Origin of the sequence: Spirillospora sp. NBC_01491, from assembly GCF_036227065.1 — a bacterium.
In the GTDB taxonomy this organism is placed as follows: Bacteria; Actinomycetota; Actinomycetes; order Streptosporangiales; family Streptosporangiaceae; genus Spirillospora; species Spirillospora xylanilytica.
Map to the genome: position 1 here is coordinate 1,671,272 of NZ_CP109432.1, position 26,173 is coordinate 1,697,444.

Below are 26,173 nucleotides of genomic sequence, written 5' to 3' on the forward strand. Positions count from 1 at the left end.
TTCGGCCGCCTGCCGCCCAGGAAGCGGCCGGGTCTCGTTGGCCGCGCGCGGCGGGGGTAGGTCCAGGCACGACCTGTGACCGATTCCTCACTCTCAGGAGTGCCCGCATGCCGCCGACGCCCGACGTCAGGGAGATCTTCGCCCGCCGGGCGGCTCCGGCGGCCGGGCTGGCCGAGGCGTCCGAGCCCATCGCGCGGGCGTGCCGCGCCATGGCCGTGCGGTTCCGGCGCGGCGGGCGGCTGTTCACCTTCGGGAACGGCGGCGCGGCCACCGACGCGCAGCACATCGCGGTCGAGTTCGTGCACCCGGTGATCGTCGGCAAGCGGGCGCTGCCCGCGCTGTCGCTCACCGGGGACGTCGCGACCGTGACCGGCGTCGGCGCCACCACCGGATTCGACGAGGTCTTCGCCCACCAGCTCCGCTACTTCGCGGACGCGGGCGACATCGCGCTCGGCGTCTCGCCCGGCGGCCGATGTCCCAACGTGCTGCGCGGCCTGCGCGAGGCGCGCGCGCTCGGCCTCCTCACCATCGCCCTGACCGGCGGCGGCGGAGACGGGAGCGGCGGGGAGGTCGCCGCGGCGGCCGACCACGCCGTGGTGGTCGCCTCGTCCGACCCGCGCGTGGTCAAGGAGGTCCACGTCACCTCGTACCACGTGCTGTGGGAGCTGACCCACGTCTTCCTCGAGCGGGGGGACCTGTGAGCGCGCGGCACTGCGCGGGCGACCACTGCGTGACCTGCTCGGACGAGGCCGTCGCGGTGACGGTGGTCCGGCTGCGCGACCCGGGCCTGGCCGACGTCGACGCCGGCGGCGGACGCGTCGAGGAGGTCAGCGTGGCGCTGGTGGAGGCGGCGGTGGGCGACACCGTCCTGGTCCACGCCGGTGAGGCCATCGGGGTGGTGGCGCCGTGACCGAGCAGCTCTACCCGTTCCTCCGGCAGGACGGGGCCGGTACGGATACCGGGACCGACGAGGCGGACGCGGGGGCACTCCTGGAGGAGGTCCGGCGGTCCACCCGCGAGAAGGCGCACGAGATCGTCGCGCTGCGGCGGGCCGTCCTCGACCGGGACGGCGACCGGCTCACCGGATGCGCCGCCCGGCTCGCCAGGGCGTTCGCCTCCGGCGGGCGGCTGTTCGTCTTCGGGAACGGCGGCAGCTCCACCGACGCGCAGGACGTGGCGGCCCTGTTCCTCAATCCCGGCGAGCTCGAACCCGGCGAGCCGGCCCAACCGCTCCCGGCGCTCGCCCTCACCACCGACGCGGCGGTGGTGACCGCGCTGTCCAACGACGTCGGCTTCGAGGTGGTGTTCGCCCGGCAGCTCGCCGCGTTCGGGCGGCCGGGCGACATCGCCCTCGGGCTGTCCACCAGCGGCGACTCGCCGAACCTGATCCGCGCGTTCGAGGAGGCGGCGCGCCGGGGCATGGTCACGGTCGGGCTGGCCGGGTCCACCGGCGGCGCGATGGCCGAGCTCGGCGGCGGCATCGACCACCTCTTCGTGATGCCGTCCGCGTCGGTGCACCGCGTCCAGGAGGCGCAGACGACCGTCTACCACGCCCTTTGGGAGCTGACCCAGCGCGCCCTGTGAGGGCGCGCCCGCCGGGCCGGTCCACGGCCCGGTCCCTTCGTCCGGACAACGGTGGTGAGCCATGACGACCGAAGCGACCGCAGCGACCGGGGCGACCGGCACCGAGGAGGAGCCCGTCGTCCACATTCTCTGGATCAACGCGGGGCTGAGCTGCGACGGCGACTCGGTCGCCCTCACCGCGGCCACCCAGCCGAGCATCGAGGAGATCGTGCTCGGTGCGCTGCCCGGCCTGCCGAAGGTCGCGGTGCACTGGCCGCTGATCGACTTCGAATGCGGTCCCGACCTCGGCGCCGACACCTTCATCGAGTGGTTCTACCGGGCCGAGCGCGGCGAGCTGGAGCCGTTCGTGCTGGTGGTGGAGGGGTCGATCCCGAACGAGGCGATCAAGGACGAGGGCTACTGGTGCGGGTTCGGCAACGACCCCGAGACCGGGCAGCCCCGCACGACCAGCGCGTGGCTGGACATCCTCGCGCCGCGCGCCACGGCGGTCCTGGCCGCGGGCACCTGCGCGGCCTACGGCGGCATCCACGCGATGGAGGGCAACCCGACCGGCGCGATGGGCGTCGCCGACCACCTCGGCTGGGACTGGAAGTCCAAGGCCGGGCTGCCGATCGTCAACGTGCCCGGCTGCCCGACCCACCCCGACAACCTGTCGGAGACGATCCTCTACCTGCTCTACCAGGTGAACGGGCAGGCCCCGATGATTCCGCTGGACGAGGCGCTCCGCCCGACCTGGCTGTTCGGCAGGACCGTGCACGAGGGCTGCGACCGGGCCGGCTACTACGAGCAGGGCCAGTTCGCCAAGGAGTACGGCTCGCCCACGTGCCTGGTGAAGCTCGGCTGCTGGGGCCCGGTGGTCAAGTGCAACGTGCCCAAGCGCGGCTGGATCAACGGCATCGGCGGCTGCCCGAACGTCGGCGGCATCTGCATCGCCTGCACCATGCCCGGCTTCCCGGACAAGTTCATGCCGTTCATGGACGAGCCTCCCGGCGGCAAGGTCTCCGCCACGTTCAGCGGCGCCTACGGCGGAGTGATCCGCACGCTGCGCGCCGTCACCCAGCGGACCCTCGACAAGGAACCCAAGTGGCGGCACAAGGGCCGCACGCTCTCGACCGGCTACAAGGCCCCATGGTGATCGGAGACTGAGATGGGCGGCAAGAACGGCGACGGTGTCGTCGAGATGGCGTGGGACCCGATCACCCGGATCGTGGGCAGCCTCGGGATCTACGCCAAGGTCGACTTCAACAACAACCGGGTGGTGGACTGCTACAGCACCTCGTCGGTGTTCCGCGGCTACAGCATCTTCATGAAGGGCAAGGATCCGCGGGACGCGCACTTCATCACCAGCCGGATCTGCGGGATCTGCGGCGACAACCACGCCACCTGCTCGGTGTACGCGCAGAACATGGCCTACGGGGTGCGGCCCCCGGCGCTCGGCGAGTGGATCATCAACCTGGGCGAGTCCGCCGAGTACATGTTCGACCACACCATCTTCCAGGAGAACCTGGTGGGGGTGGACTACTGCGAGAAGATGGTCCGCGAGACCAATCCCGGCGTCCTGGCCCAGGCCGAGCGCACCGCGGCGCCGCACGCCGAAGAGCACGGCTTCAAGACGATCGCCGACATCATGAAGTCGCTGAACCCGCTCGAGGGCGAGTTCTACCGCGAGGCGCTCCAGGTGTCCCGGTCCACCCGGGAGATGTTCTGCCTGATGGAGGGGCGCCACGTGCACCCGTCCACGCTCTACCCGGGCGGGGTCGGCACGGTCGCGACGGTGCAGCTGTTCACCGACTACCTGACCCGGCTGATGCGGTTCGTGGAGTTCATGAAGCGGGTCGTGCCGATGCACGACGACCTGTTCGACTTCTTCTACGAGGCGATGCCGGGCTACCAGGAGGTCGGGCGGCGGCGCGTCCTGCTCAACTGCTGGGGTTCGCTGAACGACCCCGAGCACTGCGACTTCACGTACCGGAACATGGCCGACTGGGGCCGCAAGATGTACGTGACGCCCGGCATCATCGTGGACGGGAAGCTGATCACCAACGACCTGGTGGACATCAACCTGGGCATCCGGATCCTGCTGGGCAGCTCCTACTACGACGACTGGGCCGGGCAGGACCCGTTCGTGACCGCCGACCCGCTGGGCAACCCGGTCGACGGGCGGCACCCGTGGAACCAGCACACCATCCCCAAGCCGCAGAAGCGCGACTTCGACGGCAACTACAGCTGGGTGATGTCGCCGCGCTGGTTCGACGGCAAGGAGCACCTCGCGCTCGACACCGGCGGCGGCCCGCTCGCACGGCTGTGGTCGACGGCGCTGTCGGGGCTGGTCGACATCGGGTACGTCAAGTCCACCGGGCACAGCGTGCAGATCAACCTGCCGCGCACCGCGACCAAGCCCGAGGCGTCGTTCGAGTGGAAGATCCCCAGCTACAACGGGCAGCCGCTGTCGAACGCGATCGAGCGCAACCGGGCCCGGACCTACTTCCAGGCGTACTCGGCCGCCGCCGCGCTGTACTTCGTGGAGCAGGCGCTCGCCGAGGTCCGCGCGGGCAAGACCAAGACGTGGGAGCAGTTCACCGTCCCGGACGAGGCGGTGAGCTGCGGGTTCACCGAGGCGGTCCGGGGCGTGCTGTCGCACCACATGGTGATCAAGGGCGGCAAGATCGCCAACTACCATCCGTACCCGCCGACCCCGTGGAACGCCAGCGTGCGCGATCCCTACGGGACGCCCGGCCCGTACGAGGACGCGGTGATGAACACGCCGATCTTCGAGGAGAACCCGCGGGCCACGTTCAAGGGCATCGACATCATGCGGGCGGTGCGCAGCTTCGACCCGTGCCTGCCGTGCGGCGTCCACATGTACCTCGGCGACGGCAAGTCGCTCGACAAGATCCACTCGCCGCACGCGTTCGCGTCCGGCGAGAACGGCTGATGGGCACCGCCCGGACGGGCGCCCGGACGGGCGCCCGGGACGTCCGCGAGACCGGCGCCCGCATCGAGGAGCTGTTGTCGGGGCTGGCCGGCCGGGAGCGGCAGACCGCCGAGGAGCTGGTCGGCTCGGTCGTCCTGCTGTACGGGGCGGGGCTGGCCCGGGTCATGGACCTCGCCGCCCCGGACACCGTCCGGGAGCTGGCGGAGGACGACCTGGTCGGGGCGCTGCTCATGGTGCACGACCTGCATCCGCGCGGCACGGACGAGCGGGTCCGGGCGGCGCTCGACCGGGTCCGGCCCTACCTCGGCTCGCACTCCGGCGGCGTCGAGCTGCTCGGCGTCGACCCGGGGGGTGTGGTGCGGCTGCGGCTGGAGGGCAACTGCCACGGCTGCCCGTCGTCCCAGGTGACCGCCACCCAGGCGATCGAGCGGGCGGTGCTGGAGGACGCCCCGGAGATCACCGAGGTGCTCGTCGAGGGCGTGCAGGACGAACGGGAGCAGCGGCTCCTCCAGATCCATCCCTACCAGGGCAGGGAGTGCGCGGTCCCGGAGGGGACGCGGCATGCGGGGGCGGGCCGGTGAGCCTGCGCCGCTTCGCGACGCCGCCCGCGCCCGCGCCCGGAACGGTGCCGGGCGCCGCGGCCCCGCCCGGCGAGGCCGCCGGGGAGGTGTGCGAGCTGTGCGCCGACCCGCTCGGCGACCGGCACGGGCATCTGGTCGACCGCGAGGACCGGCGGATCATGTGCGCCTGCCGGCCCTGCTCGCTGCTGTTCGCGCCGGACAAGGGGCAGCGGCTCCGGATGATCCCCGAGCGCTACCGGCACGACCCCGGGTTCGCGCTCACCGAGGAGGACTGGATCTTCCCGGTGCGGACCGCGTTCTTCTTCCGCAACTCCGCGCTCGGCCGGATGGTGGCGCTCTACCCGAGTCCGGCCGGCGCGACCGAGTCCGAGCTCCCGCTGGACGCCTGGGAGCGGATCATGGCGGCCGGCCCGGCCGCCGCGCACCTGGAGCCCGACGTCGAGGCGCTGCTGGTCGACCGGGAGTCCGGCGCCTACCTGGTGCCGATCGACGCCTGCTACCGGCTGGTCGGCCTCGTCCGGCTGCACTGGAAGGGCTTCGACGGCGGGACGGAGGCGCGGGACCGCATCGACGCGTTCTTCGCCGGGCTGAGGGAGCGCGCGGATGAGTGACCTCGACCTGGCGTTCGAGTGCCTCGACGCCCGGCCCGACCCGTACGCGGCGGCGCCCGCCCTGGTGTTCCGGCTGCGGATCACCGAGGGCACCGGGGCACGGGTGGGCGCGATCGCGCTGCGCTGCCAGTTGCGCATCGAGCCGCAGCGGCGCGCCTACGGCGAGGCGGAGACGCCGCTCCTCCAGGACCTGTTCGGCACGCCGGACCGGTGGGGCGAGACTCTCAAGCCGCTCCAGCTCGCCCTGGTCTCGGTGATGGTGCCCGGCTTCCGCGACGCCGTCGAGGTGGACGTCCCCGTGCCCTGCTCGTACGACCTGGACGTGGCCGCCGCCAAGTACTTCGCCGCGCTCGGCGACGGCGAGGTCCCGCTCCTGCTGCTGTTCAGCGGCACGGTCTTCGGCGGCGGCGGGGCGGGCGGCGCCGGAGTGCGCCAGATCCCGTGGGACCGGGAGACCCGGCACCGGCTGCCGGTCGCGGTCTGGCGGGAGCTGATGGACCGCTACTTCCCCGGCACCGGCTGGCTGCGGCTGCGCCGCGACACCCTCGCCGGGCTCCAGCGCTTCAAGTCGGCCCGCACCCTGGCGACCTGGGACGAGGTGATGTCCGCGCTGCTGGACGAGGCCGCCTCGCCCGAGGCACCGGGTCAGGCTCCGGGACCGGCCCGGCAGCAGGCCGGGCCGCCCGTGGAGGCCGGGCGGTGAGCGTCGCGCGCGACTCGATGGAGGCGGCGCGGGGCGTCGCCGATGCCGTGCTGTACGAGGGCTACCTGCTGTACCCGTACCGGGCGTCGGCGGCCAAGAACAAGGTCCGATGGCAGTTCGGGGTACTGGTCCCGCCCGGGTTCACCGCGACCGGGGAGACGTCCGCCAGCCGCACCGAGTGCCTGATGGAGGCCGGTTCGGACGCGGTGCTGCGGCTCCGGCTGCGGTTCCTGCACGTCCAGGAGCGGCGGGTCGAGCCGGGCGGGGCGCTGGTCGTGGACGGCGTCGAGCACCGCACCTTCGACGAGGCCGCCGAGCACGAGATCGAGGCGGAGTTCCCGCTGGCCGCGCTGCTGGACGGCGGAGGGTCGGTCGAGCGCTCCGTGCCCGCGCGCCGGTCGGTCTCGCCGCTCGGGCCGGGCCGGGCCGTCCGGACCCGCCGGCCGCTGCGGATCGCGGTGGACGTCCGCGCCGAGCGGCTGCCCGGCCCGTACGGCGTGGTCAGGCTGGCGGTCCAGGTGGAGAACCGCACGCCGTGGAGCGGCGTCGACCGGGAGCGGGCGCTCCGCCGCTCCCTCGTCGCCGCGCACACCCTGCTGCACCTGTCCGGCGGGACGTTCCTGTCGCTGAGCGATCCGCCCGAGTGGGCCCGTCCGGCCGCGGCGGAGTGCCGCAACGAGCACGTCTGGCCGGTGCTGATCGACGACGCCGTGCTGCTGTCCTCGCCGATCATCCTGGAGGACCGGCCGCGGATCGCGCCGGAGAGCCCCGGGGACCTGTTCGACGCGACCGAGATCGACGAGATCCTGTCGCTGCGCACGCTCGCGCTCACCGACGCCGAGAAGCGGGAGGCGCGCGGCACCGATCCGCGCGCCGCCGAGATCATCGACCGGATCGACGCGATGCCGCCCGAGGTGCTGGACCGGCTGCACGGCGCGCTCCGCGCGGCCCCGCCCCGGCAGGGCTGGGACACCGTCCCCGGCGGCCCGGAAGGCGGCCCCGGCGGACCGGGCGGCGATCCGAACGGACCGACGGGCGCCCCGACCTGCCTGGTGGGCGATCCTGGCGGCCTGGTGGGCGATCCTGGCGCCGACGCCGACGCGGTCTTCCGCACCGCCGCGCCCTGGTGGGATCCCGGCGCCGACGCGTCGGTCTCGCCCGAGACCGACAGCGTCGTCATCGCCGGGACGGCGGTGGCGCGCGGGGCGAAGGTCCGGCTGCGTCCGCGGGGCCGGTCGGACGCGCAGGACATGTTCGTCGCGGACCGCGCCGCCACCGTCGAGGCGGTCCTGTTCGACGTCGACGGCGTGACGCACCTGGCGGTCACGCTGGACGAGGACCCCGGCGCCGACCTGCGCCGCGCGCAGGGCCGCTTCCTCTACTTCACGCCCGAGGAGGTGGAACCGCTGTGAAGGTGCTGGTCGCAGGGGTCGGCAACGTATTCCTGTCCGACGACGGCTTCGGCGTCGAGGTGGCCCGCCGGCTGGCCCGGTGCGCGCTGCCGGACGGCGTGGACGTCGGCGACTTCGGCATCCGCGGGATCCACCTGGCCTACGAGCTGTCCGGCTACGACACCACGATCCTGGTGGACTCCGCGCCGCGCGGCGGGCCGCCCGGGACCCTGTACGCGCTGGAGCTGGAGGAGGGCGAGCCCGGCACCGTGCTGGACGCCCACGGGATGACCCCGGACACCGTGCTGAACCTGGTGTCGCTGGTCAGCGGCGGGGAGCCCGGCGCGGCCGGGCGGGTGCTGCTGGTCGGCTGCGAGCCGGCCGGTGTCGAGCCCGGGATGGAGCTGAGCGAGGCGGTCTCGGCCGCCGTCGGGCCCGCCGTCGAGCTGGTCCGGAAACTGATCGAGGAGGAGCTCGATGTGGAAACGCCTGATCCTGCTGGCGCTGCTGGTCGGCCTGGCGGTCCTGGTGGCGCAGTCGCTGCCGGACATCAAGCGGTATCTGAAGATCCGGGCGATGTGACCCCGGCGGAGAGGAGCGGACGTGCATGAGGTGGGCATCGCCGAGTCGATCCTCGACGCGGTGGAGAAACGGGCCGGGGGACGTCCGGTGGCGCGGGTGCGGGTGCGCGCCGGGGCGCTGCTGCGGGTCGCCGGGCCGTCCATGGACCAGGCGTTCGAGCTGGTCTCGGCGGGCGGCGTGGCGGACCGGGCGGCGCTGGAGGTGGTGACGGTGCCGGCCGAGGTGGCCTGCCGGGCCTGCGGGCACCGCGCCGCGACCGAGGATCCGCTGACCGTCTGCCCCGCCTGCGGCGGGGCGGAGGTGGACCTGTCCGGCGGCCGGGACCTGGTACTGGAATCGATCGAGATCATGGAGGAGCGCGATGTGCCTGGGGATCCCCGGCGAGGTCGTGGAGATCCAGTCGGACCGGCCTGACCTGGCCAGGGTCGACGTCAGCGGGGTACGGCGGTCGATCAACATCGGGCTGCTGGAGGACGGGCCGCCGGCGCCCGGCGACTGGGTGCTGATCCACGTCGGCTTCGCCCTGTCCAAGATCGACGAGTCGGAGGCGCGGGCCGCGCTGGAGTTCCTGGAGAGCATCGGCCAGGCCTACGCCGACGAGATCGACGCACTGCGGGAATCGAGGATCGACTGATGCGCCACGTCGACGAGTACCGGGACGCCGGGAAGGCGCGGGCGCTGGCCGCGTCGATCGCGAGCCTGTGCGAGCCCGGCCGCGAGTACACGTTCATGGAGGTGTGCGGCGGCCACACCCACACCATCTACAAGCACGGGATCGAGGACTACCTGCCGGACAACGTCACGCTGGTGCACGGGCCCGGCTGCCCGGTCTGCGTGATCCCGATGGGCCGGGTCGACGACGCGATCCACATCGCGCGGCGCCCGGACGTCATCCTGGCCACGTTCGGCGACATGATGCGGGTGCCGGGCGGGCACGGCTCGTTCTTCGACGCCAAGGCCGCGGGCGCCGACGTCCGGATGGTGTACTCGCCGCTGGACGCGCTGCGGATCGCCGAGCGGAACCCGGGCAGGCGGGTGGTGTTCATGGCCATCGGCTTCGAGACCACCGCGCCGTCCACCGCGATGACCGTGCTGCGGGCCCGCGCCGCCGGACTGGACAACTTCTCGGTGTTCGCCAACCACGTGACGATCATCCCGGCGATCAAGGCGATCCTGGACTCGCCCGACCTGCGGCTGGACGGCTTCCTCGGCCCCGGGCACGTGTCGGCGGTGATCGGCTGCCGGCCGTACGAGTTCATCGCCCGCGACCACCGCAAGCCGATCGTGGTGGCCGGGTTCGAGCCGCTGGACATCCTGCGGTCGGTGCACATGCTGCTGGTCCAGCTCCGCGAGGGCCGCTGCGAGGTGGAGAACCAGTACGGCCGGGTGGTGCCGTGGGACGGCAACGCCAAGGCGCTCCAGGCGATCAACGAGACGATGGAGCTCCGGCCCTACTTCGAGTGGCGCGGCCTCGGCTTCATCTCGCACTCGGCGCTGCGCGTCCGGGACGGCTACGCCGCGCACGACGCCGAGCGGATCTTCGACGTCCCGGGCGTCCGGGTCGCCGACCCGAAGGCGTGCCAGTGCGGCGAGGTACTCAAGGGCGTGCTCAAGCCGTGGGAGTGCAAGGTGTTCGGCACCGCGTGCACGCCGGAGACGCCGATCGGCACCTGCATGGTGTCGTCGGAGGGCGCGTGCGCCGCGTACTACAACTTCGGCCGCTTCACCCGCGACCGCGTCCGCGAGGCGACCCGGTGACCGGCGCCGGGCTGAACGGGAACGGCATGGACGAGGGCGTGCGGACGGCCGGCTGGGCCGAGGCGGCGGTGGCCGAGCACGCGCACGCCGCGCCGGTGAGCCGCGAGGAGCAGGTCCTGGAGCGGATCGACCGGGCCCGGCGGCGCAAACCCCGGGTCCGTGAGGAGGCGATCACGCTCGCGCACGGCTCGGGCGGCAAGGCGACCCGCACGCTGATCGAGGCGGTGTTCCTGGAGGAGTTCGGCAACCCGCTGCTCGACCGGCTGGACGACAGCGCCCGGTTCGCGGTGGACGGCGCCCGACTGGCGTTCACCACCGACTCCTCCGTGGTCGCGCCGCTGTTCTTCCCCGGCGGCGACATCGGCGACCTCGCCGTCAACGGCACGGTCAACGACCTGGCCGTCAGCGGCGCGACGCCGCTGTACCTGTCGGCCGGGTTCATCCTGGAGGAGGGGTTCCCGGTCGCGGACCTGCGCCGGATCACCGCCTCGATGCGCCGCGCCGCCGAGGCGGCCGGAGTGTCGATCGTCACCGGCGACACCAAGGTGGTGGAGCGCGGCAAGGCCGACGGCTGCTACATCAGCACGTCCGGTGTCGGCGCGGTCCGCCGGGCGCCGTCCGGCTCGGTCCGCCCGGGCGACGCGGTCCTGGTCACCGGGCCGATCGGGGAGCACGGCATCACGATCATGCTGGCCCGCGGCGACCTGGACCTGGAGGCCGACCTGGCCTCCGACACCGCCGCGCTGAACGGGCTGATCGCCGCGCTGATGGACGCGTGCGGCGGCGAGGTGCGGCGGATGCGCGACGCGACCCGCGGCGGCGTCGCCACCGTCCTCAACGAGGTCGCCGGCGAGCACGGCGTCGCGATCGTGGTGGACGAGGACGCGGTCCCCGTGCACCCGGCCGTGCGCGGCGCCTCCGAGCTGCTCGGCATCGACCCGATGTACGTGGCGTGCGAGGGGCGGGCGGTGGTCGTGGTCTCGGGCGGCGCGGCGGGCACCGCGCTGGCCGCGCTGCGCGCGCACCCGCTGGGGGCGGGGGCGGCGGTGATCGGGCACGTCAAGGACGATCCGCCGGGCCTGGTGCTGCTGCGCACCGCGTTCGGCGGGACCCGCATCGTCGACCTGATGGTCGGCGACCCGCTCCCCCGCATCTGCTAGGAGCGCGCGATGGCGACGGCGGCCTGGCCGAGGCTGATGCCGCCGTCGTTCGGCGGGACGCGGTGGTGGGTGAGCACCTCGAAGCCCTCCGCCGCGAGCCCGCCCGCCGCGCGCTCCAGCAGCAGCATGTTCTGGAACACCCCGCCCGACAGGGCCGCGGTGGTGAGCCCGGTCTCGTCCCGCAGCCGCACCGCCCCGGCCACGATCAGCGCGGCGACCGCGTTGTGGAACCGCGCGGAGATCAGCGGGACGGGCACGCCGGCGCGCAGGTCGGCGACCACCGCCCCGACCAGGTCCGCGCCGGCCACCAGGAACCCGCCCGCGCCGGGGTCGTCCCGGATGTGCGCCGCGTAGGCGGCCCGCTCGGCGGGATCGGCGCGCTGCTCCAGCTCGGCGGCGGCCTGGCCCTCGTGGTCGACCCGGTCGCGGACGCCGAGGACGGCGGCGACGGCGTCGAACAGCCGGCCCATGCTGGAGGTGGGCGGCGAGCCGATCCCGCGGCGGGCCAGCTCGGTGACGGCGTCCCAGTCCGGACGGTCCGCGACCGGCAGGTCGCCGGGGACGCCGTAGGCCGCCGCCATCCGCCACGGCTCGCGGATCGCGGCCTCGCCGCCGGGCAGCGGCACCGGCTCCAGATGCCCGGCCCGCCGGTAGTCCCGCAGGTCGGCGACCAGGAACTCGCCGCCCCACAGGGTTCCGTCGGCGCCGTACCCGGTGCCGTCGAACGCGACCCCGATCACCGGCCCGGAGGCGCCGTTGTCGGCCAGGCAGGACGCGATGTGCGCGTGGTGGTGCTGCACGGCGACCGCGGGCAGGTCCAGGTCCAGGGCGTACTTGGTGGACAGGTACTCGGGGTGCGGGTCGTGCGCGACCATCTCCGGGACGACGCCGAACAGCCGCGCGAAGTGCTCGATCCCCTCGGTGAACGCGCGCAGCGTCTCGTAGTTCCCCAGGTCGCCGATGTGGTGCGAGACGAACGCCCGGCCGGCGCGGGCCAGGCAGAAGGTGTTCTTCAGCTCCGCGCCGCACGCCAGCACCGGCCGCCCGGCGGCGACCGGGACGGGCTCGGGCGCGTACCCGCGCGACCGCCGCACCGGCAGCGCGCGCCCGCGGAAGGCGCGCACGACCGAGTCGTCGGCGCGGGTGTGGATCGGCCGGTCGTGGGCGAGGAACGCGTCCGCGATGCCGCCGAGCCGGTCGAACGCGTCGGGGTCCCGGTGGACGATCGGCTCATCGGAGACGTTCCCGCTGGTCAGCACCAGCGGCTCGGTGACCAGCAGATAGTGCAGCGGGGTGTAGGGCAGCATCAGCCCCACGGTGCGGTCGCCGGGCGCGACGGCCCCGGCGAGCGCCGCGCCGGGCCGCCGCCGCAGCAGCACGATGGGCCGCCGGGGGCCGGTGAGGAGCTCGACCTCGGCGGCCTCGTCGAGCACGCACAGCCGCCGCGCCGCGTCCAGGTCCGGGACCATGACGGCGAACGGCTTGCCGGGCCGGTGCTTGCGGGCCCGCAGCGCCACGACGGCGGCCTCGTCGGCCGCCCGCGCCGCCAGGTGGTAGCCGCCCAGCCCCTTCACCGCCAGCACCCCGCCGTCCCCGAGGAGCGCGCGGGCCGCGCCCAGCGGGTCGCCCCCGCCGTCCGGGCGGAAGGACAGGGCCGGCCCGCACGCCGGGCAGCACACCGGCTGGGCGTGGAACCTGCGGTCGGCCGGGTCGTGGTACTCGCGGGCGCAGTCCGCGCACATCGCGAAGCCCGCCATGGTCGTGTTCGGGCGGTCGTAGGGCACCCCGGTCACGATCGTGAACCGCGGTCCGCAGTTGGTGCAGTTGACGAACGGGTACCGGTACCGCCGGTCGGCGGGGTCGCGCATCTCGCGCAGGCAGTCGTCGCACGTCGCCGAGTCGTAGGACACCAGCGCGCGGGGTGTCCCGGAGGTGTCGCTGCCGACGATGGCGAACCGTTCGCCCCCTCCGGGGCCCCCGGCGGCCCGCAGCGTCCTGGTGGTGACGCGCTCGACGACGGCGAGCCGCGGCGGCCGGGCGCGCAGCCCGTCCAGGAAGCGGTCGACGGTGCCGGGCGCGCCCTGCACCTCGATGAACACGCCGGCGGCGTCGTTGCCGACGATCCCCGACAGGCCGAGGGTCGTCGCCAGGCCGTGCACGAACGGCCGGAAGCCGACCCCCTGCACGACCCCTTCCACGCGGACCCCGATGCGGACATCCATCGGGCCATTGTGCCTGGTCAGGCCCGTCCATCATCGGCCGCCGCGCCCGGGGCCGGCGTCAGGAGGGGGACCGTCCGGCGGCGAGCATCTCCGCGAACGGGACGGGGTCGGCGTAGGGGTCGGGCCGTCCGGCCGGCGCGCGGCCCTCGATCAGCCCGGCCAGCTCCGCGCCCGCGCGGTCGACGCGTTCGGTCAGCGCGCCGTCACCGCCGCTCCCCCAGTCCTCGGACGCGGCGTACACCCCGGTCGGGACGACGTTCGCGCGCAGGTAGGCCAGCATCGGGCGGACGGAGTGGTCGAGCGCGAGCGAGTGCCGGGCGGTGCCGCCGGTCGCCCCGATCAGCACCGGCCGCCCCTCCAGCGCGTCCTTGTCCAGCACGTCGAAGAACGTCTTGAACAGGCCGCTGTAGGAGGCGTTGAAGATCGGCGTGACCGCGATCAGGCCGTCCGCGCCGGTCACCGCCTCGACCACGGCGCGCAGCGGCGCCGCGGGGAACCCGGTGAGCAGGTTGTCGACCAGCGCGTGGGCGTGGTCGCGCAGGTCGACCGGCTCCACGGCGACGTCGGAGCCGCGCTCGCGCAGGGCCCCTTCCGCCGCCGCCGCGAGCCGGTCGGCGAGCAGCCGCGTCGAGGACGGCCGCCCGAGGCCGGCCGACACGACGGCGAGAGTGCGGGTGGTCATCGGGCCCCCTCCGGCTCCCCGGCGCGGGCCTGGGCGCCGGCCCCTGCCCGAGCCTTGGCGGCGCCGAGCGAGGCGTGCGTGGGCGCGTCGGGCACGTGCGCGGGCCGCCCCTTGGCGAACTCGCGGCGCAGTACCGGGACGACCTCCTCGCCGAGCAGGTCGAGCTGCTCCAGGACGGTCTTCAGCGGCAGTCCCGCGTGGTCCATCAGGAAGAGCTGCCGCTGGTAGTCGCCGAAGTGGTCGCGGAACGCCAGCGTCCTGTCGATGACCTGCTGCGGGCTGCCGACCGTGAGCGGCGTCTCCTCGGTGAACTCCTCCAGCGAGGGGCCGTGCCCGTAGACCGGGGCGTTGTCGAAGTACGGGCGGAACTCGCGGACCGCGTCCTGCGAGTTCTTCCGCATGAACACCTGCCCGCCGAGGCCGACGATCGCCTGGTCGGCGCTGCCGTGGCCGTAGTGCTCGTAGCGCCGCCGGTAGAGGGCGATCAGCCGCTGGAAGTGGTCCTTGGGCCAGAAGATGTTGTTGGCGAAGAAGCCGTCCCCGTAGAAGGCGGCCTGCTCGGCGATCTCCGGGCTGCGGATCGAGCCGTGCCACACGAACGGCGGGACGCCGTCCAGCGGGCGCGGCGTCGAGGTGAACGACTGGAGCGGCGTGCGGTGCCGTCCCTCCCAGTCGACGACGTCCTCGCGCCAGAGCCGGTGCAGCAGGTTGTAGTTCTCGACGGCCAGCGGGATCCCGTCGCGGATGTCCTTGCCGAACCACGGGTACACCGGCCCGGTGTTGCCGCGTCCCATCGTCAGGTCCACCCGGCCGCCGGCCAGGTGCTGGAGCATCGCGAAGTCCTCGGCGATCTTCACCGGGTCGTTGGTGGTGATCAGCGTGGTCGCGGTGGACAGGATCAGCCGCTCGGTGCGGGCGGCGAGGTAGCCGAGCATGGTCGTCGGGGACGACGGCACGAACGGCGGGTTGTGGTGCTCGCCGGTGGCGAACACGTCCAGCCCGACCTCCTCGGCCTTCTCCGCGATCGCCACCATCGCGCGGATCCGCTCGGCCTCGGACGGGGTGCGCCCGGTGGTCGGGTCGGCCGTGACGTCGCCGACGCTGAAGATCCCGAACTGCATGCCCGCCCCCATTTAGTAGAATGTTCAATTACCCTACCGGAACGGGCGGCCCCGAAGATCTATTCCTGCGAACCGCGGCGGGCCCCGTGCGGACGGAGCGCCGAAGTTACGCTGTCGGTCATCCCGCCGGCGCCCGTCCGGGCACCGGGCGCCCCCGTCAGGAGAGATCGTGGACGCTCTGCTCGCCCGGCTCTGGAAGTCGCTCAACGGCGGCCTCCAGTGGCGGCTCCTGTGGCTGCGCCAGGCCACGTTCATGATCGGCGTGACCGGCGTGGTGCGGGACGGCGACGGCCGGGTGCTGCTGCTCCGGCACCGGCTGTGGCCCGACGGCCGGGACTGGGGGCTGCCCACCGGCTACGCCGAGCGCGGCGAGACCTTCGAGGACACCGTCGTCCGGGAGGTCCGCGAGGAGACCGCACTGGAGGTGCGGGTCGGCCGGCCGGTCCGGGTCACCAGCGGATACCGGCTGCGCGCCGAGATCGCCTACGAGGCCGAGCTGGTCGGCGGCGAACTGCGCATCGATCCGCGCGAGATCCTGGAGGCGCACTGGTTCTCCCCCGGCGACCTTCCGGCGGGTCTGATGGCCTCGCACCGCGCCCTCATCGCGGGCCCGCGGTAGGAGTCCGGTCCCGCCCGGCCCCGGCCACGGCCGCGCGGACGATGTTGCGCGGCATCCCCCCGAAGACCAGGGTGTGGAACGGGGAGATCGATCGCCAGTACAGGTGGCCGAGCAGCCCGTGCGGGCTGAAGACGGCACGCTGGGTGTACACGCTCCCGCCCCGCTCCCCCGGCCGGACGGCCAGCTCCAGCCAGGCCCGGCCCGGCAGGCGCATCTCGGCGCGCAGCCGCAGCAGCCGGCCGGGCTCGACCGCCTCGACCCGCCAGAAGTCGAGCGCGTCGCCGGTCCGCAGCCGCGCCGGATCGCGGCGGCCCCGGCGCAGCCCGACACCGCCGGACAGCCGGTCCAGCAGCCCGCGCAGCCGCCACGCGACGGGCAGCGAGTACCAGCCGTTGTCGCCGCCGATCCCCTCCACGACCCGCCACACCGCCTCCGGCGGCGCGGCCGTCCGGGCCTCGCGCTCGTCCACGTACAGGCTGCCGCCGGCCCAGTCGGGGTCGGTGGGCAGCGGGTCGCTGGGCGCGCCCGGGACCGGGGCCGAGCTCCACCGGGTGCCGACCCCCGCCTCCCGGACCCGCTGGAGCGCGAGCCGGACCGCGTCGTCGAAACCGAGCAGCCCGCCCGGCGGATCCGGCACGTACTCGGCGATGTCGTGCTCGCGGCAGACGACCTCGCTGGTCAGCGACCCGACCAGCGGGCGGGCCAGGCCGCCGGGGACGGGGGTGATCAGGCCCACCCACAGGCTGGACAGCCACGGCGACAGCACCGGGACCGGCAGGATCACCCGCCTGGGCAGGCCCGCGACGGCCGCGTACCGCTGCATCATGTCCCGGTAGGTGAGCACGTCCGGCCCGCCGATGTCGAACCCGCGGCTCACCTCCGGCGGCAGCGCCGCGGCCCCGACCAGGTACCGCAGCACGTCCCGGATCGCGATCGGCTGGATCCGCGACCGCACCCACCGCGGGGTGACCATCGCCGGGAGCCGCTCGGTCAGGTGGCGCAGCATCTCGAACGACACCGACCCGGACCCGATGATCACCGCGGCGCGCAGCACCGCGACCGGTACTCCGGCCTCCAGCAGGATCTCGGCGACCTCCGCCCGCGACCGCAGGTGCTCCGAGAGCCGCCCGCCCGAGTAGAGCCCGCCGAGGTAGACCACGCGGCTGGCCCCGGCCTCCCGTGCCGCGCCCGCGAAGGTGCGGGCGGCCCGGCGGTCCCGCTCCCGGAAGTCCTCGCCGCCGCCCATCGCGTGGACGAGGTAGTACGCGACGTCGACTCCGTCCAGCGCGGCTCGGAGCGAACCCGCGTCCAGCACGTCGGCCTCAACGGCCTCGACGTCCCCGGCCCACGGGTGGTCGCGCAGGTTCCCGGGGTGCCGGGACGCGCACCGCACCCGGTACCCGGCGGCGAGCAGCTCGGGCACGAGCCGTCCGCCGATGTAGCCCGTCGCACCGGTGACCAGGCAGAGCCGCCCGGACGTCACGGCGTCCCGCCCGTACGTCCCCCGGCACGCGGCGCCGCCACCGTAGGCAATCCGGTCATGACGTGCGGATACCCCTTGAGGGCCGCACCGACACCGCCGGCCAGGCCGCCCGTCCGTCTATCCGTCCGCCCGTCCGCGTTGTTAGGGTCGGAGGAATGATCACGCCCGTGGAGCCGCCGCCCGAGCCCGCGACCACCCTGACCGATCCGCGCGCCCTGCTCGGCGGATACCTCGACTTCTACCGGGACGCGCTGCTCCGCAAGCTCGACGGGTTCCCCGAGGACGGGCTGCGCGCCGCGGTCCTGCCGTCCGGGTGGACCCCGCTGGAACTGCTCGGCCACCTGACGCACGTGGAGATCCGCTGGCTGCGCTGGGGCTTCGCCGGCGAGCCCGTCGCCGAGCCGTGGGGCGACCGGGGTCCTGGCGAGCGGTCGCCCGAGGAGCCCTGGCACGTCCCCGAGGAGACGGCGTTCGCGGACCTCAGGGCCGCGTTCCTCGCCGCGTGCGAGCGGTCGCGGGAGATCGTGGCGGCGGCGGGCCTGGACAACCTCGGGGCGCCCGGCGGACGCTTCGACCCGGCGGAGCGGCCGACGCTGATCTGGATCCTGTTCCACCTGCTCCAGGAGTACGCCCGCCACCTCGGGCACCTGGACGTGGTCCGCGAGCTCGCCGACGGCCGCATCGGCGAGTGACCTCCTGAGGGGCCCTCCCGCGGCGATCCTGGGGCGGGGCGGCACCCGCCCGTCACTGCCAGATGATCTTCAGGGTGCTCTGGTCGTGCACCCCGCGGGCGACGAGCCCCTCGTAGACGAACACGGCCGGCCGCACCTGGCTCGGCCGGGTCCGCCAGACCTCGCCGACCGTGCCGGGCCGGGCGTCCAGGAGCGCCTCGGTCAGGGCGCGCAGGGCGGCCCGCTCGTTCTGGCTCACCCCGCACCGTCCCCCCTCGTCCTGCGGGCGGTGGTGCGTGTCGACGATCTCCCACGCGAAGCACGATCTCTGCTCGGCCCCACGGCGGCGCGTTCCAGGCATGGTTGGTTCCTCAGGCCGGGAGTCCCGGCCGGTCCGGTGATTTGGCCTTTGCAGAGTAGGCCGGACCGGCCGGGCCGCACATTGGTAGACCAACCTATTCGGCTACCTATTCACCCTCGGTGAACCGCGCTACGGGGCGCCGGGCGAGGAGCGCTGGGCGAACCAGGCGGCGATCTGCGTCCGGGAGGAGAACCCCAGCTTGGCCAGGATGTGCTCGACATGGGAGTCGGCGGTGCGCTTGGCGATGACGAGCCGCTCGGCGATCTCGCGGTTGGTGAGGCCGTCGGACACCAGCCCGGCTATCTCGACCTCCCGGCGGGTGAGCCGCTGCGCCGCGGTCCCGGCCCCGCCCGAGGCCGCCGCGACCGCCGCGGCGCCCGCCCGGCCCGGGACGCCGGGGACGCCGCGGCCGGCCGGCTCCGCCAGGGCGGCGGGGAGCGGGCGCTCGCCCAGCGCCTCGGCGACCGCCGTGGCGAGGTCGAGGGCCCGGCCGGAGTCGTAGGCCGCCTGGTACGCCTCGTCGCCGAGCAGGTCGCGGGACTTCTGCTCGTAGACGACGCGCAGCAGCGCGTGCTGCGGCCCGAACATCGAGGTGCCGGTGTAGTCGCGGGTCCAGTCGGACGCGCCGAGCAGCCGGACGCCGCCCACCGCGTCGCCGAGGGCGATCAGGCAGCAGCCGGTCATGTCGAGCGCCAGCGCGATCCCCAGCCGGTCGTCGATGTCGCGCTTGATCCGCATGCCTGCGCGCAGGTCGGGCAGGGCGTTCTCGGCGTCGCCGCCCAGCAGCACCGCCAGCCCCCGCACGCACAGCCCGTACGAGCGGCACCACAGCTCGCCGGACGCCTCGGTCGCGCGGATCGCGACCGCCGCGTGCCGCACGGCCGCGCCGACGTCGCCCGCGAGGGTGCGGGCCACCCCGAGGTACACGTCGGTGATCGGGACCAGCACGTCGACGGTGCCCGCGCGGGCGTGCAGGTCGTGGGAGTCGGTGAGCAGCCGGGTGGCCCCGTCGAGGTCGCCCGCGTAGAGCGCGCAGACCCCCTGGGCCTCCCGGACGTAGGCCAGCCCGCCCGGATCGCCCGCCTCCAGGGCGCGCTCCTCGGCCCGCAGCACCAGCTCGCCGGCGACCTCGAGGTCGTTCTGCATCGCCGCCAGCAGGCCGGCCAGCGCGAGCGCCTCGGTCCAGTCGTGCCCCGGCTCCTCCCGGTGGCTCTCGACGGCCCGGGCCGACCAGTGCCGCGCCTCGCCGATCAGCCCCTGGAGGGCGAAGATGCGGCCCAGGGTGAGCGCCACCCGCAGCACCTCGCCGCCGGGCCCGGCCGACCGGATGCCGTAGTCGATCATGTCGCGGACGGTGGCCTGCTCGCGGCGGAACCACTCCAGCCAGCGCGCCTGCGCCGGACCGGCCAGCTCGGCGGCGGCCTCCCGGATCACGCCCACGAACCGCTCGAACGCGCGGGCCCGCAGGGCCTCGGTCTCGCCGCGCAGGTCGAGCCGCTCGGCGCCGTACTCGCGCAGGGTGCCGAGCATCCGGTACCGGACGGTCTCCGCGCTCTCGACCCGCACCACGACCGACTTGGCGACCAGCCCCGCGACCAGTTCGAACACCTCGGCCGCGGGCAGCTCCGCGTCGGCGCAGATCCGCTCGGCGAGCTCGAGGTCGAAGTCGCCGGCGAACACCGACAGCCGGGCCCACAGCAGCCGCTCGCCGGGCGAGCACAGGTCGTGGCTCCAGTCGATCGCGGCCCGCAGCGTCTGGTGCCGGGGCAGGCTGGAGCGGCGGCCCCGGACCTGGAGGATGCGGTGGTCGAGCCGGTCGACGATCTGCTCCACCGACAGCGCGCGGAGCTGGACCGCGGCCAGCTCGATCGCGAGCGGGATGCCGTCGAGCCGGTGGCACAGCAGCGCCACCGCGGACTGGTTGCCGACGGTCAGCGACCAGCCCGGGACGACCGCCGCGGCCCGCTCGGCGAACAGCCGCATCGACGCGCAGGGGCGCAGCGGGTCGTGCCGGCCGGGCTCGGGACGTTCGAGCGGCGCCACCACCAGCGTGTGCTCGCCCGGGATGTCGAACGGCTGGCGGCTCGTGGCCAGGATCCGCAGGCCGGGCGCGTTCTGCAACAGCACCTCGGCGAGCATCGCGCAGCCGTCCACCAGGTGCTCGCAGGTGTCGAGCACCAGCAGCAGCCGCCGGTCGGCGAGGTAGCGGACGAGCGCGTCGAGCGCCGCGGGGCTCTGGTCGGGCAGCCCGAACGCGCCCGCGACGGCCTGGGCGAGCAGGCCGGGCTCGTGCAGCGACGACAGGTCGGCGAAGCACACGCCGTCGTCGCACGCGCCGCCGAGCGCCGCGGCGGCCCGGATCGCGAGCCGGGTCTTGCCGACCCCGCCCGGACCCATCAGGGTCACCAGCCTGCCCCGCCCGAACAGGCGGCCCACCTCGGCCAGTTCCTCGCGCCGCCCGATGAAGCCGGTCAGCTCGGCCGGCGGCCGTCCCGAACGCGTTTCCAACCTGCTGGTCAGGGACACCGCCGCCTCTGCTCAGCTCCCGCCGGCTCGCGCCGGCGCCCACCAAGGCCGTTCAGGCAGCATCGTACCCGCACTTGAACCGATCGCAACCACACCGTTACCCAGTGCGAGGGTGATCAGGGCCGGCACGAACGACGTCCGGCTGTCCTTCAGGAAGGTCATGGCACGATGACCCCGGCCATCCCGGCGATCGTGACGTAGGTCAGGTACGGGTAGCCCCCCATCGTGAGCGTCAGCCGCCCCGGGGCCTCGCGCTCCAGGGTGCGCCGCATCCGCAATCTGGCGGGACGTGCGTTCAGGTGCTCGCGAGTGCGGGCTCGGCCGCGGGCGTCGGCGCCGGCGGGAGGAAGATGCGGCCGGTGAGGGCGCCGCGCACGGTTCCGGTCGCGGCCGCCAGCCATCCGGTCAGCAGCAGCAGGTAGAGCGCGACGGCGAGGCCCGTGAACGCGTCGAGACCGGTGTGCCGGGCCAGGCCCGCGGCGCCGGTGACGCAGGTGCCGACGGGGAAGGTGAAGGCCCACCAGGTCATCCCGAACGGCATGCCGCGCCGCAGCGCCCGCACGTTCGCCGGCACCGCGAGAGCCAGCCACAGCAGTGCGAATCCGATCACCGGGACGCCGTAGAGGATCGCGAACGCGTGCATGGCCGCCGCGAACCGCGGGGCGACCGAGGCGGCGTCGGACAGCGCGTTCACCGCCGTGGTGGACTGGCCGAGCGGCCCGAGGACCAGGAACAGCGTGGGCGTGAGCGTGATCGGGGCGAGCTTGTCGTGGGCCAGCCGGGTCCAGATGCCCGGGAGCAGCACCAGCGTCGCCAGCAGGCTCGCGCCGAACAGCCCGTAACAGCCGTACAGCATGGTCTCCCGGGCCTGTCCGGCCGGCAGGTGCGGGATCAGCGCGGGCCCGAGGGCCGCCGAGACCATGGGCGCCACCACCGGCAGCAGCCAGGTGGGGTTGGCGGTGCCGGGCCGCACCTCGTGCCGGGTGATCATCAGGTACGGGACGCCGAACGCGGCGATCACCGCGTACACGGTGCCCGCGGTCCACAGCAGCGCGTCGAGCGCCACGGCCGGGCCTGTCCCGAGGACGTCCGGGCCGAGGACGAGCGTCCCGTAGCCGACCGCGAGCAGCGCCATCGGCGGGCAGCCGTAGAACACCGCGACCGACGGGTCGGCCAGGAGGTGCCGCCCGGCCACGTCGCGGTGCCGGACCAGGTGGACGGCCCGCGCGCAGGCCAGCGCGACCAGCATGACCAGCGACAGCGCCCAGACGAGGACCGCCGCGACGTGCAGGCCCGGGACCGTCACCGGGAGCGCGTTCGCCCCGTTCGCCACGATCGCGGTGCCCATCACCGCCGCGTACCAGTTCGGCCCGAGGTGCCGGAACAGATCGCCCGGCCGGTCCAGCGCGGGGAGGAAGCGGCGGGTCTCCGATCCGCCCGCGGGAGTGCTGGTGCCCGGCCTCGTCGCCGTCGTGGTGCCCATGACCCCAGCGTGCGGCGTCCCGGCGGGCGTCACTAGAGGTCATCGGCCTATGGGGACATAAGGTGTGGTTATGGCCCTTTCGGATCGGGTGCCCGACCTGGGCGCCCTGGAGCTGCTGCTGGCCGTCGCCCGGCTGGGCAGCCTCGGCCGGGCGGCGGCCGAGCTCGGCGTGACCCAGCCCGCCGCCAGCGCCCGGATCAGGTCGATGGAGCGGCGGATCGGCGTACCGCTGCTGGAACGGTCCCCGCGCGGCTCGCGGCCCACCGAGGCGGGGTCGCTGGTCGCCGGGTGGGCCCAGCAGGTGGTCGACTCCGCCCAGGCGCTGGACGCGGGGATCGGCGCCCTGCGGGAACGGCGCGACGGGCGGCTGCGCGTGGTGGCGAGCCTCACGGTGGCCGAGTACCTGATGCCGGGCTGGCTGGTGGCGCTGAAGGAGACCAGCCCGGGGGTCGCGGTGACGCTCCGCACCGCCAACTCTACGGCCGTGGCCGAGCAGGTCCGCGGCGGAGAGGCCGATCTCGGGTTCGTGGAGGGGACGCGCAGGCCCGCGGGCCTCAGCGGGACGGTCATCGCCGCCGACCGGCTGGTGGTCGTCGTGTCCGCGCGGCACCCGTGGGCGCGGCGGCGGAGCGGGGTCCCGGCGGCGGAGCTGGCGGCCACCCCGCTGGTCCTGCGCGAGCAGGGCTCGGGCACCCGCGAGGTCCTCGACCGGGCGCTGGCCTCGTTCGGGGGCACCGCCGCGCCGCTGCTCCAGCTCGCCTCCACGACGGCGCTCAAGGCCGCGGCGGTGTCGGGCGCGGGGCCGCTGGTGGTGAGCGAGCTCGCGGTCGCCGACGAGCTCGCGGGCGGACGGCTGGTCGCCGTCCCCGTCCCCGAGCTGGACCTCAGCCGGCCGCTGCGCGCGGTCTGGCCGGCCGGGCAGCGTCCCGCCGGCCCGGCGCGCGACCTGCTGTCGCTGACCCGGCAGTCCCGCCCCGCCTGAGACGGGTCAGGCGGCGTCCCCGCCGTCCGCCAGGACCGCCTGGATCTCCAGCTGGATCGCGATCGTGTCGCCGAGCATCACCTTGTCGCCCTGCAACGGCACGTTGAACTCGATGCCGAAGTCGCGGCGGCTGATGGAGGCGGTGGCGGTGAAGCCGGCGCGGGTGCCGCCCCACGGGTCGGAGGCGGTGCCGTGGAACTCGGCCAGCAGCCGGACCGGGCGGGTGACGTCCTTGATCGTCAGCTCCCCGTCCACGTGGTAGCGGGGCTGGCGGGCGCGGCGGCCGATCGTCGCGGGCTCGACGCCGGTGCCGGCGAAGGCCATCACCGGGTGGTTGTCCACGTCCAGGAAGTCGGCGGACCTGACGTGCGCGTCCCGGTCGGGGCTGCGGGTGTCGATCGAGGCCATCCGGATCTCGGCCTCGGCGGCCGAGCCGAGCGGGTCGCCCGCGACCCGGATCTCGCCGCCGAAGTCGGTGAACGACCCGCGCACCGTGGTCATCAGGTGCCGGATGGTGAAGGTGATCTCGGAATGGACCGGGTCGATGGCCCACCTGCCGGCGGCGATGTCCGGCCCCCCGCTGTCCACGCCCACAATCCCCCCAAATAGCTATATTTCAGTCAGACGTCGTGAATCTACCCCAAAACTGTAGGGGGTCCCGGCGAGTATCCGCACGTCAGACCGCCGGTCGCGGTGCCCCGCCCGTCGATGGCCGGTCTTGACAGGTCCCGGCAGCGGGAAGAATCGACACATGATCGGAGAACACGTCCTGGCCGGGTACGCGCACGACGGAGGCGGCAGGGAGGCCCTGCACCTGGCGCGGGCCATCGTGGCCCTCACCGGGGGCCGGCTCACGGTGGCCACCGTGCACCCGCCCGACCGGCCCGGCGCCGCCGGCGAGGCCCGCGCCCTGCTGGACCAGGCCGCGGCCGTCCTCGGCGACCAGCGCGCCGAGCTGGTCGTCCAGGAGGGCCGCAGCGTCGGGCGCGGGCTCACCGCGCTCGCCAGCAGGATCGGCGCCGACCTGATCGTGGTCGGCTCCGGCGCCGGCGGCGCCCGCGGCCGCATCGGCATCGGCGCCACCGCCGACCACCTGCTGCACTCGGCCACCGAGGCGGTGATGCTGCCGCCGCTCGGCTACGAGCCGCCCGACGCCCTCGCCGGCATCACCGTCATGTACGTCCGGCGCCCGCAGGCCGACGAGGCGGTGACCCGCGCGGCCCAGGCCGCCGAGCGGCTCGGCGTCCCCCTCCGCCTGATCACCCTGGCCGTCGGGGACGTCCCCACGGGCGGGCTCCAGGACGATCTCGCACTGGCGATCCGGCTCGCGCTCGACAGCTCCGGCCTGGAGTCCGGGGACGTCTCGGCGAGCCTGGCCGAGGGCGGCGACGTGGCCGAGGCCGTGGCCGACATCGACTGGCCCGAGGGCGAGATCCTCGTCTGCGCGAGCAGTGAGGACGCCTCCGTCCACCGGGTGTTCCTCGGCGAGGTCGCGCTCAAGGTGGCGCGCGCCGCCCCCTGCCCCGTCACCGTGCTCCCCCGGGGCTACTTCTGACGATGCCCCTATAGTCCGTTTTGACCGCTTCTCTCGAACCACTTGCCCCCCGCTCTTTACCTCCGCTACATTCCACCGAGATCGGAACGTGACCTTGAAAGCCGGCCGCGTTCCGGGGCGGGGTCGGACGTCCTCCCGTCCGCACCGGAGAGGCGGCAGGGGAGCGTCATGGACCCGATCGGCAAAAAGCTGCTCGACGTGGCCAAGGCCCAGCTCGGCTACGCCGAGAAGGGCGACGGCTACACCAAGTTCGGCGACTGGTACGCCAGGAACGTCGACGGCGACCACGACGACTACTTCAAGACCGCGCCCTGGTGCGACATGTTCCTCGCCTGGGCCGCCGACAAGGCCGGGGTCACCGACCAGGCCGGGCAGTTCGCCTCCACCATCGACCACGCCAAGTGGTTCCGGAAGCAGGACGCGTGGGGCACCGAGCCCCAGCCCGGCGCCTTCGTCTTCTACGACTGGAGCGGCTCGGGCGACCTCGACCAGATCGACCACGTCGGCATCGTCGAGAGGGTCGACGGCCACACCCTGCACACCATCGAGGGCAACGCCGACGGCTACAAGCTGATGCGCAAGACCCGCGACACCGACTCGGTCGTCGGCTACGGCTACCCCGCCAAGGTCAGGGTCGAGCAGAAGTACGCGCCCAAGCACGCCGGCCCGGCGCCCTCGGTCGAGCAGCTCGCCGCCCCGGCCGCCGCCGGAGCCCGCGCCCGCACCCACGAGCAGGAGCCGGTCAAGGACGCGCCACCGCCCGTCCAGGAGGTCGTGCTCGGCGGCGTCCTCGCGTTCGTCCTCTGCGGCACCGCCGCCCTGGCCGCGGGCCGGGCCGGGCGCGCCGCCGCCGCGCGCACGCCCACCGCGCCGCCCATCCGGGTCCGCAAGCGCGGCAAGCACCACCGTCCCGCCACCCCGGTCGAGCTGCCCGCCGAGCTGACCCCCGCCGACCTCGACCTGGCCGACGCCGGGACGACGATCATGCCCGTGCTCTCCCTCGCCGCCGCGCACGAGGCCGAGGACCGGGAGTTCTGGGGCCGCATCGCCCACCTCGAGGAGGACGAGGAGCTGGCCTTCTGGGACTCGCTGCACGCCGAGGCCCCCGCCAGCCCGTCCGACGAGTGCGCGAGCACTCCGGGATTCCGCTAGAGTTATTCATG

The 26,173-nt window shown here is 74.2% G+C and carries 27 protein-coding genes; 19 read left to right on the forward strand and 8 right to left on the reverse strand.

Translation table 11 applies throughout. From position 1 onward, the window contains the following. Nucleotides 1-107: 107 nt before the first annotated feature. From OHA34_RS08340 to hypE, 14 genes are all read left to right on the forward strand, one after another. A complete protein-coding gene (locus OHA34_RS08340; RefSeq protein WP_285940414.1) occupies nt 108-701 on the forward strand; it encodes a D-sedoheptulose-7-phosphate isomerase in 594 nt (197 codons plus the stop codon). Further along, nucleotides 698-910 carry a HypC/HybG/HupF family hydrogenase formation chaperone gene (locus OHA34_RS08345; protein ID WP_285940416.1) on the forward strand — a complete coding sequence of 71 codons (213 nt, stop codon included), beginning with the start codon at nt 698-700 and terminating at the stop codon, nt 908-910. Before OHA34_RS08340 ends, OHA34_RS08345 begins: the two co-directional genes overlap by 4 nt. Further along, the gene (locus OHA34_RS08350; RefSeq protein WP_329521253.1) at nt 907-1,584 is read left to right on the forward strand and encodes a D-sedoheptulose-7-phosphate isomerase; all 678 of its coding nucleotides are present in this window, start codon (nt 907-909) and stop codon (nt 1,582-1,584) included. Before OHA34_RS08345 ends, OHA34_RS08350 begins: the two co-directional genes overlap by 4 nt. A 61-nt stretch (nt 1,585-1,645) precedes the next feature. After that, nucleotides 1,646-2,719: a hydrogenase expression protein HypE gene (locus OHA34_RS08355; RefSeq protein ID WP_285940420.1), complete on the forward strand. Its 1,074-nt coding sequence runs from the start codon at nt 1,646-1,648 to the stop codon at nt 2,717-2,719. 12 nt (nt 2,720-2,731) lie between these two features. Further along, the gene (locus OHA34_RS08360) at nt 2,732-4,519 is read left to right on the forward strand and encodes a nickel-dependent hydrogenase large subunit (RefSeq protein ID WP_285940422.1); all 1,788 of its coding nucleotides are present in this window, start codon (nt 2,732-2,734) and stop codon (nt 4,517-4,519) included. Further along, nucleotides 4,519-5,100: a NifU family protein gene (locus OHA34_RS08365; protein ID WP_285940424.1), complete on the forward strand. Its 582-nt coding sequence runs from the start codon at nt 4,519-4,521 to the stop codon at nt 5,098-5,100. The genes OHA34_RS08360 and OHA34_RS08365 overlap by 1 nt, the downstream gene beginning before the upstream one ends. Next, on the forward strand, nt 5,097-5,711 hold the full coding sequence (locus OHA34_RS08370) for a DUF5947 family protein (RefSeq protein ID WP_329521254.1): 615 nt from the start codon (nt 5,097-5,099) through the stop codon (nt 5,709-5,711). Before OHA34_RS08365 ends, OHA34_RS08370 begins: the two co-directional genes overlap by 4 nt. Further along, a complete protein-coding gene (locus tag OHA34_RS08375; protein WP_329521255.1) occupies nt 5,704-6,414 on the forward strand; it encodes a DUF6084 family protein in 711 nt (236 codons plus the stop codon). Before OHA34_RS08370 ends, OHA34_RS08375 begins: the two co-directional genes overlap by 8 nt. Beyond that, entirely contained in the window at nt 6,411-7,826 is a 1,416-nt protein-coding gene (locus OHA34_RS08380) for a hypothetical protein (RefSeq protein WP_285940429.1), read from the forward strand. The genes OHA34_RS08375 and OHA34_RS08380 overlap by 4 nt, the downstream gene beginning before the upstream one ends. Beyond that, the gene (locus OHA34_RS08385) at nt 7,823-8,416 is read left to right on the forward strand and encodes a hydrogenase maturation protease (protein WP_329521256.1); all 594 of its coding nucleotides are present in this window, start codon (nt 7,823-7,825) and stop codon (nt 8,414-8,416) included. Before OHA34_RS08380 ends, OHA34_RS08385 begins: the two co-directional genes overlap by 4 nt. Next, nucleotides 8,409-8,801: a hydrogenase maturation nickel metallochaperone HypA/HybF gene (locus OHA34_RS08390; protein WP_285940433.1), complete on the forward strand. Its 393-nt coding sequence runs from the start codon at nt 8,409-8,411 to the stop codon at nt 8,799-8,801. The genes OHA34_RS08385 and OHA34_RS08390 overlap by 8 nt, the downstream gene beginning before the upstream one ends. Continuing rightward, a complete protein-coding gene (locus tag OHA34_RS08395) occupies nt 8,749-9,021 on the forward strand; it encodes a HypC/HybG/HupF family hydrogenase formation chaperone (protein WP_285940435.1) in 273 nt (90 codons plus the stop codon). Before OHA34_RS08390 ends, OHA34_RS08395 begins: the two co-directional genes overlap by 53 nt. Further along, entirely contained in the window at nt 9,021-10,145 is a 1,125-nt protein-coding gene (gene hypD / locus OHA34_RS08400; protein WP_285940436.1) for a hydrogenase formation protein HypD, read from the forward strand. Before OHA34_RS08395 ends, hypD begins: the two co-directional genes overlap by 1 nt. After that, complete coding sequence (gene hypE / locus OHA34_RS08405) at nt 10,142-11,305, forward strand: hydrogenase expression/formation protein HypE (protein ID WP_285940437.1); 1,164 nt, start codon at nt 10,142-10,144, stop codon at nt 11,303-11,305. Before hypD ends, hypE begins: the two co-directional genes overlap by 4 nt. Here hypE and hypF read toward each other — a convergent pair. The 3 genes from hypF to OHA34_RS08420 are packed head-to-tail and all read right to left on the reverse strand — an operon-like array spanning nt 11,302 to nt 15,330. Next, a complete protein-coding gene (gene hypF / locus OHA34_RS08410) occupies nt 11,302-13,527 on the reverse strand; it encodes a carbamoyltransferase HypF (protein ID WP_329521257.1) in 2,226 nt (741 codons plus the stop codon). The two genes, hypE and hypF, sit on opposite strands and share 4 nt — an antisense overlap. 58 nt (nt 13,528-13,585) lie before the next feature. Beyond that, nucleotides 13,586-14,209 carry an FMN reductase gene (locus OHA34_RS08415; protein WP_285940440.1) on the reverse strand — a complete coding sequence of 208 codons (624 nt, stop codon included), beginning with the start codon at nt 14,207-14,209 and terminating at the stop codon, nt 13,586-13,588. After that, nucleotides 14,206-15,330 (reverse strand): LLM class flavin-dependent oxidoreductase, encoded by a 1,125-nt coding sequence (locus OHA34_RS08420; protein ID WP_329521258.1) that lies wholly within the window; start codon nt 15,328-15,330, stop codon nt 14,206-14,208. The genes OHA34_RS08415 and OHA34_RS08420 overlap by 4 nt, the downstream gene beginning before the upstream one ends. Before the next feature lie 169 nt (nt 15,331-15,499). Between OHA34_RS08420 and OHA34_RS08425 the strand changes: the two genes are divergently transcribed. Then, nucleotides 15,500-15,949 (forward strand): NUDIX domain-containing protein, encoded by a 450-nt coding sequence (locus OHA34_RS08425; protein ID WP_285940444.1) that lies wholly within the window; start codon nt 15,500-15,502, stop codon nt 15,947-15,949. Here the strand turns inward: OHA34_RS08425 and OHA34_RS08430 are convergent. Next, a complete protein-coding gene (locus tag OHA34_RS08430) occupies nt 15,930-17,432 on the reverse strand; it encodes an SDR family oxidoreductase (protein WP_329521259.1) in 1,503 nt (500 codons plus the stop codon). The two genes, OHA34_RS08425 and OHA34_RS08430, sit on opposite strands and share 20 nt — an antisense overlap. Before the next feature lie 155 nt (nt 17,433-17,587). On the opposite strand from OHA34_RS08430, the gene OHA34_RS08435 reads away from it, so the two are divergent. Further along, nucleotides 17,588-18,124 carry a DinB family protein gene (locus tag OHA34_RS08435; protein WP_329521260.1) on the forward strand — a complete coding sequence of 179 codons (537 nt, stop codon included), beginning with the start codon at nt 17,588-17,590 and terminating at the stop codon, nt 18,122-18,124. 52 nt (nt 18,125-18,176) lie between these two features. On the opposite strand, the gene OHA34_RS08440 is transcribed toward OHA34_RS08435, so the two are convergent. From OHA34_RS08440 to OHA34_RS08450, 3 genes are all read right to left on the reverse strand, one after another. Beyond that, nucleotides 18,177-18,464 (reverse strand): hypothetical protein, encoded by a 288-nt coding sequence (locus OHA34_RS08440; protein WP_285940449.1) that lies wholly within the window; start codon nt 18,462-18,464, stop codon nt 18,177-18,179. A 129-nt stretch (nt 18,465-18,593) separates the two neighbouring features. Further along, nucleotides 18,594-20,990, reverse strand: coding sequence for a LuxR C-terminal-related transcriptional regulator (locus tag OHA34_RS08445; protein WP_329521261.1), 2,397 nt, complete (start codon nt 20,988-20,990; stop codon nt 18,594-18,596). A gap of 295 nt (nt 20,991-21,285) precedes the next feature. Next, nucleotides 21,286-22,473 (reverse strand): TDT family transporter, encoded by a 1,188-nt coding sequence (locus OHA34_RS08450; RefSeq protein WP_329521262.1) that lies wholly within the window; start codon nt 22,471-22,473, stop codon nt 21,286-21,288. A 70-nt stretch (nt 22,474-22,543) separates the two neighbouring features. Between OHA34_RS08450 and OHA34_RS08455 the strand changes: the two genes are divergently transcribed. After that, nucleotides 22,544-23,455, forward strand: a complete 912-nt coding sequence (locus OHA34_RS08455) for a LysR family transcriptional regulator (RefSeq protein WP_329521263.1) — start codon at nt 22,544-22,546, stop codon at nt 23,453-23,455. A 6-nt stretch (nt 23,456-23,461) separates the two neighbouring features. On the opposite strand, the gene OHA34_RS08460 is transcribed toward OHA34_RS08455, so the two are convergent. Continuing rightward, complete coding sequence (locus OHA34_RS08460) at nt 23,462-24,043, reverse strand: YceI family protein (protein WP_285940458.1); 582 nt, start codon at nt 24,041-24,043, stop codon at nt 23,462-23,464. Between the two features lie 163 nt (nt 24,044-24,206). Here OHA34_RS08460 and OHA34_RS08465 point away from each other — a divergent pair, with 163 nt between their 5' ends. Then, entirely contained in the window at nt 24,207-25,010 is an 804-nt protein-coding gene (locus OHA34_RS08465; protein ID WP_329521264.1) for a universal stress protein, read from the forward strand. A gap of 168 nt (nt 25,011-25,178) precedes the next feature. Beyond that, nucleotides 25,179-26,162: a CHAP domain-containing protein gene (locus tag OHA34_RS08470; RefSeq protein ID WP_285940462.1), complete on the forward strand. Its 984-nt coding sequence runs from the start codon at nt 25,179-25,181 to the stop codon at nt 26,160-26,162. The last annotated feature ends 11 nt before the right edge of the window (nt 26,163-26,173 follow it).

Bases quoted from the DNA above. Each gene is read 5' to 3' on its own strand.
- OHA34_RS08340 (WP_285940414.1), top strand. From the start codon at position 108: ATGCCGCCGACGCCCGACGTCAGGGAGATCTTCGCCCGCCGGGCGGCT.
- OHA34_RS08355 (WP_285940420.1), top strand. From the start codon at position 1,646: ATGACGACCGAAGCGACCGCAGCGACCGGGGCGACCGGCACCGAGGAG.
- OHA34_RS08360 (WP_285940422.1), top strand. From the start codon at position 2,732: ATGGGCGGCAAGAACGGCGACGGTGTCGTCGAGATGGCGTGGGACCCG.
- OHA34_RS08365 (WP_285940424.1), top strand. From the start codon at position 4,519: ATGGGCACCGCCCGGACGGGCGCCCGGACGGGCGCCCGGGACGTCCGC.
- OHA34_RS08375 (WP_329521255.1), top strand. From the start codon at position 5,704: ATGAGTGACCTCGACCTGGCGTTCGAGTGCCTCGACGCCCGGCCCGAC.
- OHA34_RS08395 (WP_285940435.1), top strand. From the start codon at position 8,749: ATGTGCCTGGGGATCCCCGGCGAGGTCGTGGAGATCCAGTCGGACCGG.
- hypD (WP_285940436.1), top strand. From the start codon at position 9,021: ATGCGCCACGTCGACGAGTACCGGGACGCCGGGAAGGCGCGGGCGCTG.
- hypF (WP_329521257.1), bottom strand. From the start codon at position 13,527: ATGGATGTCCGCATCGGGGTCCGCGTGGAAGGGGTCGTGCAGGGGGTC.
- OHA34_RS08415 (WP_285940440.1), bottom strand. From the start codon at position 14,209: ATGACCACCCGCACTCTCGCCGTCGTGTCGGCCGGCCTCGGGCGGCCG.
- OHA34_RS08420 (WP_329521258.1), bottom strand. From the start codon at position 15,330: ATGCAGTTCGGGATCTTCAGCGTCGGCGACGTCACGGCCGACCCGACC.
- OHA34_RS08435 (WP_329521260.1), top strand. From the start codon at position 17,588: ATGATCACGCCCGTGGAGCCGCCGCCCGAGCCCGCGACCACCCTGACC.
- OHA34_RS08440 (WP_285940449.1), bottom strand. From the start codon at position 18,464: ATGCCTGGAACGCGCCGCCGTGGGGCCGAGCAGAGATCGTGCTTCGCG.
- OHA34_RS08450 (WP_329521262.1), bottom strand. From the start codon at position 22,473: ATGGGCACCACGACGGCGACGAGGCCGGGCACCAGCACTCCCGCGGGC.
- OHA34_RS08455 (WP_329521263.1), top strand. From the start codon at position 22,544: ATGGCCCTTTCGGATCGGGTGCCCGACCTGGGCGCCCTGGAGCTGCTG.
- OHA34_RS08465 (WP_329521264.1), top strand. From the start codon at position 24,207: ATGATCGGAGAACACGTCCTGGCCGGGTACGCGCACGACGGAGGCGGC.
- OHA34_RS08470 (WP_285940462.1), top strand. From the start codon at position 25,179: ATGGACCCGATCGGCAAAAAGCTGCTCGACGTGGCCAAGGCCCAGCTC.